General features: G+C 48.3%; 4 protein-coding genes, 1 tRNA gene and 1 pseudogene. 2 read left to right on the top strand and 4 right to left on the bottom strand.

Features of this window, described 5'->3' with window-relative positions; translation table 11 throughout:
• Positions 1–728: aminotransferase class I/II-fold pyridoxal phosphate-dependent enzyme (locus RMO27_RS13020; protein WP_309733130.1), on the bottom strand; the 728-nt coding region annotated here is incomplete at its 3' end.
• A 190-nt stretch (positions 729–918) separates the two neighbouring features.
• Here RMO27_RS13020 and RMO27_RS13015 point away from each other — a divergent pair.
• Both RMO27_RS13015 and rsmH read left to right on the top strand, forming a co-directional pair.
• Positions 919–991: transfer RNA gene (locus RMO27_RS13015), tRNA-Glu, on the top strand.
• A 136-nt stretch (positions 992–1,127) separates the two neighbouring features.
• On the top strand, positions 1,128–2,036 hold the full coding sequence (rsmH, locus tag RMO27_RS13010; RefSeq protein WP_309733127.1) for a 16S rRNA (cytosine(1402)-N(4))-methyltransferase RsmH: 909 nt from the start codon (positions 1,128–1,130) through the stop codon (positions 2,034–2,036).
• 464 nt (positions 2,037–2,500) lie between these two features.
• Here rsmH and clpX read toward each other — a convergent pair whose 3' ends face one another.
• From clpX to RMO27_RS12995, 3 genes and pseudogenes are all read right to left on the bottom strand, one after another.
• A complete protein-coding gene (clpX, locus tag RMO27_RS13005; RefSeq protein WP_309733124.1) occupies positions 2,501–3,898 on the bottom strand; it encodes an ATP-dependent protease ATP-binding subunit ClpX in 1,398 nt (465 codons plus the stop codon).
• A gap of 248 nt (positions 3,899–4,146) precedes the next feature.
• Positions 4,147–4,794, bottom strand: coding sequence for an ATP-dependent Clp endopeptidase proteolytic subunit ClpP (gene clpP, locus RMO27_RS13000; protein WP_396133706.1), 648 nt, complete (start codon positions 4,792–4,794; stop codon positions 4,147–4,149).
• 270 nt (positions 4,795–5,064) lie between these two features.
• Positions 5,065–5,264 (bottom strand): annotated as a pseudogene (locus RMO27_RS12995) (trigger factor); the annotation flags it as partial.

Genomic DNA, 5,264 nt, shown 5'->3' with positions numbered 1-5,264 from the left:
ACGATCCAATTGGGATGCTCGGCTAATTCGGCAACCACTGTCTGTTGACTAAACTCAAAATAAGCTTCATCAATAACTACCAAAATATCTGCTGGTAAACTCCGCATCCAGTCCAATTCTGCCGCTGTCAAAGCATTACCTGTCGGCGAATTGGGGTTGACCATAAATACTACTTTAATTGGCGCACCTTGCCGATCCCGAATGGCTGTCTGGGCTGCATTCAAATTGACTTCAAAATTCACCGCAGATCGATCAATACTCACGACCGGAAGCCCCAACGTCTGCGCCAAAATACCATACATGCTAAACGTCGGCCCCGCGACCAAAATACTGCCCGTACCCCCCACACAAGTCGCAATCAGCAGCGATCGCAACAATTCATCCGAACCGTTGCCCACACTAATTTGACTGGGGAGAATGAGATCTGTCAGTCCTGCGGAAGCGGCTACATAGTCAGCGATCTCAGCCTTGAGACAATAGTGACCCCCATCGGGATAGCGGTTGCTCTCAATCGATGCTACCCACGTCTGCGCCAATTTTTGCTTGAGATCGCTCGGCAGATCGTAGGGATTTTCATTTGTATCTACTCGATCGATCTCTACCGCTACAGATTGCCCCGCCGTTCCAGCCGGATGCGGCGTGTATGCTTGTAAGCTGGTAAGTTCGCTCCGAATAAAGGGTAAATGGGTAACGATACTGGGATGCTGCTGGGGGCGAGTAGTAGTCATGATGCGGTGGCACAGCCTCTGGACACGAGATCGGGTTTGAATCACCATCATAGATCGATCGACAACTGAATCGGGTAGATTGGTTACATATTTATGTCGATTTCTCTCTCGGCCGCGATCGCGAAATTAATCTCACCAAGGTATTGACAGCTACCAAAATATCTCGTATATTGATAAATGTCTGAAACAAGCCCCCATCGTCTAGAGGCCTAGGACACCTCCCTTTCACGGAGGCGACAGGGATTCGATTTCCCTTGGGGGTACTTAGACACTAATTTAAAAAAGAGGTTAGACATCAACTTGTCTAACCTCTTTTTGCATGGTTCTCTCAAATATTCCGAGCCTCAGTTTTTCACAATCTTTTCCTAATAACAATTCCCAACTCCTAACTCCCAAACAATGGATGCCGATTTTTTGCATATTCCAGTATTAAGCCAGGAAATAGTCACTGGCTTGGCGGTAAGTGCGGGGGGGTGTTATTTAGATGCCACTGTCGGCGGCGGTGGGCATAGCGAACTAATTTTACAAGCTGCGCCCGATGTCCGGTTGGTGGCGATCGATCGAGATTTACAGGCATTAGATGCCGCCAAACACAGACTCGCACAGTATGGAGATCGAGTCCAATTTTGGCATGGTAACTATGCTGACTACCCAGCGGTGAGACAGCAATTTGATGGCATCATTGCCGATCTCGGTGTCAGTTCGGTGCAATTGGATCTCGCCGAGCGCGGCTTTAGTTTTCGGAATGAAGCACCGCTAGATATGCGGATGGATCGCTCTCAAGGTACTACCGCCGCCGATTTGGTCAACCATACTACCGAGGCCGAATTAGCGCGGATTATCTTTACTTATGGGGAAGAACGGCTCTCGCGCCAAATTGCTCGTGATATCGTTGCCGGACGACCATTTACGACGACGACCCAATTAGCTTATACGATCGGTGGTGCCGTGCCCAAAGCCTACCGCCATGGACGCATCCATCCTGCGACGCGCACGTTTCAAGCACTGCGAATTATGGTCAACCAAGAGCTAAGTTCGCTCGAACAGTTTTTGGCAGTCGCGCCGACATGGTTGCAGCCAGAGGGGAAGATCGGACTGATTAGTTTTCATAGTCTCGAAGACCGGATTGTCAAACATACCCTCAGAACTAATGAAACTTTAAAGGTACTGACCAAAAAGCCGATTATTGCGACCGAAGCTGAATTAGCCGCCAATCCGCGCGCTCGATCGGCTAAATTGAGATGGGCAATGGATCGGTCAAACATTGAGGCCGATGCGCATCGCACTCGTCGCAAATATGGTATTTAGACACAAAAATGGCTGGTAAGAACCTTACCAGCCTGTGAAAGCTTAAACCCCGATTTCCCTTAGTAATGTGAATTTACAGTTAGGTCAGCACTACTAAAAAAGAATTATTAAAATTCAGGTCGCTAGATTTAAAATCCTTTAAATCACGCGGTTTGAATTTATATATGAACTATATCTCACTAGATCGGTCGTGGGCATCAGCCATTTGTATGGAACTTATTACGAGGATTTATCGTCTGCTATCGGATCTAGATCGCGAGGAAATCGCTTAAAACCCCACAGGTCGCAAGTTTGGTGAAAAATTCACGAGTTGATCGTCGCAGCAAACCCTCGGCTTGACACGGTGGAGTCGCAGCCCGACTGATCGCCGATCTTGGCTATTGGTTATCGATCGATGGTCTAAGAGATTTGGCTGAGGGAAGCGATCGCATTATTTGTGCCGATTTCCCTCAAACTATCCTAATTTAGGCGGATTCTGGCTTCGGTACGGAGGCTGGGTGAATCAACAGCTCGGCAGTCGATCTTTTTTCGACCATTTCGCGGGTGATCGTACAGCACGTGAGATCCTTGCGGGATGGTAGTTCGTACATCACGTCGAGCATTAGCTCTTCGACAATTCCCCGCAATGCTCTGGCTCCAGTTTTGCGGCGGTGAGCTTCTTTAGCGATCGCGCGGATGGCGTCGGGATCAAATTCAAGTGTCACATTATCCATGTGTAATAGTTTCTCGTACTGTTTGACTAGGGCACTGCGCGGCTCTGTCAAAATTGAGACGAGGGTATTTTCGTCCAAGGGGTTGAGGGTGGCAATTACGGGCACCCGACCGATAAATTCAGGAATTAGACCGTATTTAACAAGATCTTCAGGTTCCAAATGTTTCATCATATCCGCAGTGCGTTGCTCGCGGTTGATGGTTTCACCTTGTTGGATAAAGCCCATCGACTTTTTTCCCATCCGCTGTTCGATTACCTTCTCTAGGCCGACGAAGGCACCACCACAGATAAACATGATGTTGCTAGTATCGATTTGAATACAGTCTTGATAAGGATGCTTGCGGCCGCCTTGAGGGGGGACGCTGGCGATTGTGCCTTCGAGCATTTTCAGCAGTGCTTGCTGGACGCCTTCGCCTGAGACATCACGAGTGATGGAGGGGTTTTCACTCTTGCGGGCGATTTTATCGATTTCATCGATGTAGATAATTCCCCGCTGGGCTTCTTCGACATCTAGGTCGGCCACTTGTAGCAACCGGAGTAAGATATTTTCGACATCCTCACCCACGTAGCCAGCTTCGGTGAGTGTGGTCGCATCAGCGACGGCAAAGGGTACATCCAAAACTTTGGCCAGGGTTTGGGCGAGCATGGTTTTACCACAGCCTGTCGGCCCGATCAGTAGGATATTCGATTTTTGGAGTTCGACCCCTTCGTCGGTGGCGTTGGCTTTGTGGATGCCATTGACACCAGGAGCAGCATTGTCTGACTGTTGTTCTTTCTCTTGGGTTTTGGCTTGAGCGTAGCTGAGTCGCTTGTAATGGTTATATACGGATACCGAGAGGACTTTTTTGGCTTCATCTTGGCCGATCACATGCTCGTCGAGGTATTTCTTGAGTTCTCGCGGCTTGGGCATCTGGCTGAGATTCATCGGCACCGATTCGCGACGTTTGCGCGGGGGTTCGGCTTTAGTGGGGGGATGAGTGACCGGACCATTGGGATCTAGTAATTCTTCATCGAGGATCTCATTGCACAGCTCTACACATTCATCACAGATATAAACTCCCGGTCCAGCGATTAGCTTCCGAACCTGTTCCTGCGACTTGCCACAAAAAGAACACTTGAGATGAGAGTCATAGTTTTTGGTAGCTGGCATATTAGTGAGCGTGCCTCGTGAAGCAATATTATAGTTGTGATCGATGCTGGAGCGATCGATTAGTTATCGGTTACTGCCTGGGCGTATTTGGAGATCGAGCTTGGCATCGATCTCCGTCCGATTAACTAGCCAGTGGATGATTACGATCGTGCTAACAATTGAAATTATAGATTTAAATCCGTGCGCCGATCGCGAGATCGAGCCTAAATTGGGTAATTTTGGTGCTAGCAAAACTAAATCGTCTCAATTCAAACACGTTCGATAATCTGATCGATCGCGCCGTAAGCGAGAGTTTCGGCGGGAGACATCCAAAAGTCGCGTTCGGTATCTTCAGCAATTTTCTCGATCGACTGTCCGGTATGACTGGCCAGTAGACCATTGAGATGGTTTTTGAGATAGAGAATTTCGCGAGCTTGAATTTCGATATCTACGGCTTGACCTTGTGCGCCACCCAGTGGTTGGTGGATCATGATCCGCGAGTTGGGTAAAGACATGCGTTTGCCTTTGGCACCAGCAGACAATAGAAATGCGCCCATACTCGCAGCTAAACCATAGCAAATTGTCACGACATCGGGGCGGATTTGTTGCATGGTGTCATAAATAGCCATGCCAGCGGTAATCGATCCACCAGGAGAATTGATATGTAATTGAATATCTTTTTCGGGATCTTCAGCTTCGAGAAAGAGCATTTGCGCGACTAGGGTATCGGCGACGCTGTCGTTGACTGCGGTTCCCAAGAAAATCATCCGTTCGCGTAAAAGTCGCGAGTAGATATCAAAAGCGCGTTCGCCAGATCCAGATTGTTCTACCACCATGGGAACCACGTTGGTACCTGCATAGATTTCGCTCTGGCTGTAACTTCTAATCGAACCGTAAGTAGAGTTGGATCCAATCATGGTGGAAGAGGTGTATGAGGGGAAAATAAACTAAGCTGTTGTTACTGGCTCAATGTCATCCAGATAACTGAATTATACCAATCTCTCTACTAAAGTTGTTGTTCCGCTTGATGATCGCAGGTGTGGAAAACATCACTAAAACTCATGTTAAGTCGATCGCTTCAGTAGCCTTCATCGCAATCCGATTGCGTCTGAGCACAAACTATTTAAACGACTTGGGTGTGCGGAATGGGAGCTATCTTACACCATTTTGCACACCCAAATCGGCAATTATTCGGCGACTGCTTCTGCCAAAATATCGATCGCTTCAGCTTCACCAGCAGCAGTTGGCTCGTCTACCTCGGCTGGTTTGAGCGAACCTTCGGGTACCAATTCTACTGTGGCATGGTCTTTGAGCCAAGCGAGGGTTTGCTCTTTTTGAAGATCCTCAGTAATGTAAGCACGCAAGCGATTTTCATCGATATTTTCAC

The organism is Chamaesiphon sp. OTE_75_metabat_556 (assembly GCF_031378165.1).
Taxonomy (GTDB): Bacteria; Cyanobacteriota; Cyanobacteriia; order Cyanobacteriales; family Chamaesiphonaceae; genus Chamaesiphon.
Note: the sequence above shows the minus strand (reverse complement) of the source record. Positions and strands in the feature narration are given on the sequence as shown.

What these genes read in the sequence shown, in the direction of transcription:
- clpP (WP_396133706.1), bottom strand. Translation starts at nt 4,794, where the DNA reads ATGATTGGATCCAACTCTACTTACGGTTCGATTAGAAGTTACAGCCAG.
- rsmH (WP_309733127.1), top strand. Translation starts at nt 1,128, where the DNA reads ATGGATGCCGATTTTTTGCATATTCCAGTATTAAGCCAGGAAATAGTC.
- clpX (WP_309733124.1), bottom strand. Translation starts at nt 3,898, where the DNA reads ATGCCAGCTACCAAAAACTATGACTCTCATCTCAAGTGTTCTTTTTGT.